Consider the following 567-nt stretch of genomic DNA (forward strand, 5'->3'; position numbering starts at 1 on the left):
GAGGCTGGCGAAAGCTTGCAAGGCGTCGAGCTCGATCGGTTCGAAACGCTCGGGGTCGAGGGCGTCGAGGGTGATCAGGCCCCAGAGTTTTTCATCGACAAACAAAGGACAGCCGAGGCAATCGTGAACCTCCAGATGCTCGTCGAGGCCGTCGACCAAACCGTCATAAGGATCGGGCAAGTCGCTATCGGCGGCGAATCGCGTGGGTCCGGCACCGCTGAGGAGTATTTCAAAACGCGGATGTTCGCTGACCTTGAAGCGCCGGCCGAGGGTGTCGGTGCTCAAACCGTCCACCGCCAGCGGCACCAGCGCTTCGCCGTCGAGGCGCAACAACGCTGCAGCGTCGCAGGGAAGCAAGGCGCGCATGGCTTCAAGTAAACGTCGATAACGCTCGCCCTCGGGCAGTTCGCGGGACAGGTCGGAAACTAATGGCAGCAGGGCGGTGAGCAGGGATTTGGCGGTCATGGTCTTGTAGTCAAAGAGACAAGATGTAGTCGGGATGACTATAAAGGTCTTTGAGTCTTTATGACTACGATATTTACAAGCTATTGATTTACATCGATAAAT

General features: G+C 57.0%; 1 protein-coding gene. It reads right to left on the reverse strand.

Annotation, left to right across the window (positions count from 1 at the left end; translation table 11 throughout):
- Positions 1-465, reverse strand: a 465-nt coding sequence (locus BK660_RS31265) for a GAF domain-containing protein (protein ID WP_123436443.1), incomplete at its 3' end; no start/stop codon positions are given.
- Positions 466-567: the final 102 nt, after the last annotated feature.

The sequence above is a fragment of the Pseudomonas brassicacearum genome (assembly GCF_003732265.1).
In the GTDB taxonomy this organism is placed as follows: domain Bacteria; phylum Pseudomonadota; class Gammaproteobacteria; order Pseudomonadales; family Pseudomonadaceae; genus Aquipseudomonas; species Aquipseudomonas brassicacearum_D.